This window comes from Aneurinibacillus sp. UBA3580 (genome assembly GCF_002375825.1).
GTDB lineage: Bacteria > Bacillota > Bacilli > Aneurinibacillales > Aneurinibacillaceae > Aneurinibacillus > Aneurinibacillus danicus.
The window spans coordinates 1-1,573 of record NZ_DFMZ01000136.1 but is presented as its reverse complement, the minus strand read 5'-3'; the positions used below and the strand labels follow the sequence as shown (position 1 = coordinate 1,573).

Here is a 1,573-nt window from a genome sequence, read left to right as displayed (position 1 = left end):
GTGGTACGAAGAAAAAGAGAGAAAAGACGAGAGAATAATTTCAATGTGGAAAAGGCCGCCTCAAAAGCAAAAACTGTTTGAGACAGCCTCTTTTCTCCATCTTATCGAGTGCTTCATCATTTCATCAAAGCAACCAGAATCGCTTTCTGTGCATGCAGACGGTTCTCTGACTGGTCAAATACAACGGAACGGGGACCGTCGATAACCTCCGCCGATACTTCTTCACCGCGATGCGCCGGCAGGCAGTGCATGAAAATCGCATCCGGCTTCGCCTTCCGCATCAGAGCCTCGTTCACTTCGAATCCGGCAAACTTCTGCAGACGTTCCTGCTGCTCTGCCTCCTGCCCCATGCTCGCCCATACATCTGTATAGACGATATCGGCTCCCGCCACCGCTTCTGCCGGGTCATTCGTCACCAGAACATGTACACCTGTCTCTTCTGCGAACTTGCGCGTCATCTCCGTTACGCCCGCATCCGGCATATACCCCTCCGGAGAGGCGACAGCCACATCCATGCCGACTTTCGCCGCGCCAATCATCAGCGAGTGCGTCATATTGTTGCCGTCACCCACGTAGGCGAGCTTCAGCCCTTCCAGTCTGCCTTTGTGCTCGATAATCGTCTGGAAATCCGCCATAACCTGGCAGGGATGCTGCATATCGGTCAATCCGTTGATAATCGGAATCGATGCATAGTCGGCCAGCTCTTTGACCATCTTGTCGGAGAACGTGCGGATCATGATGCCGTCGAGGTAACGGGACAGTACCCGCGCCGTGTCCGGAATCGGCTCACCGCGGCCAATCTGCAGGTCGCGCCCGCTCATGAACATCGCCATGCCGCCCAGCTGGTACATCCCAACTTCAAACGATACGCGCGTACGAGTCGACGCTTTATCGAAAATCATACCCAGCGTTTTACCCGCAAGGTGCGGATGCAAAATCCCCTGCTTCTGTTCTTCTTTCAGCTTCGCGGCCAAATCCAGCAAATACAAAATTTCATCTTTTGTATAATCGGAGAGACATAGAAAGTCTCTCCCTTTTAATTGGTCGACTACCATCATTATTTTACTAGCTCCTTTCGTTTTACCCCCTGCAGGTATTCCCCCAGGTCCACCACATCACCCGTCTTGTATCCATGCACCTCAAGGTATGAAGCAAACGTGTCGAGGAATGTAAAGCACGGAATATTGAGCGCAAGCGCCAGCTGGCGGAGTTCAAATCCGAGACGTCCGCGCTTGTTGCCGAGCGTCGGCGTGTTCACGAACGCTTTCACCTGACGTTCGGCGCAGATGGCTTTCACGCGCTCTTGCGTTTCCACAATCTCCTGTACGTCAACGCCGTTCTCTTTCAGCAGGGCCGCCGTTCCCGGCGTAGCGATAATTTGCACGTTCAGGTCTTTCAGCGTTTTGATGTGCGGAATGAAATCTTTTTTATCCTGATCAGACAGCGACAGAATAATCGTATCACCTTCCGTTAACCAGTCGCAGATGCCTTCCTTCCAGGCAATCGCCTTGGCAATAGCTTCTTCAACCGAATAGCTCAGGCCGATGACTTCACCGGTCGATTTCATCTCCGG

Annotated in this window: 1 protein-coding gene and 1 pseudogene; both read right to left on the bottom strand. The window is 52.6% G+C overall.

What is annotated here, in order from left to right:
- Positions 1 to 116 precede the first annotated feature (116 nt).
- The gene (gene argF / locus B2899_RS17890) at positions 117 to 1,058 is read right to left on the bottom strand and encodes an ornithine carbamoyltransferase (protein ID WP_146811596.1); all 942 of its coding nucleotides are present in this window, start codon (positions 1,056 to 1,058) and stop codon (positions 117 to 119) included.
- Positions 1,058 to 1,573 (bottom strand): annotated as a pseudogene (locus B2899_RS17885) (hypothetical protein); the annotation flags it as partial. The pseudogene B2899_RS17885 and the gene argF, both read right to left, overlap by 1 nt.

What these genes read in the sequence shown, in the direction of transcription:
- argF (WP_146811596.1), bottom strand. Translation starts at nt 1,058, where the DNA reads ATGATGGTAGTCGACCAATTAAAAGGGAGAGACTTTCTATGTCTCTCC.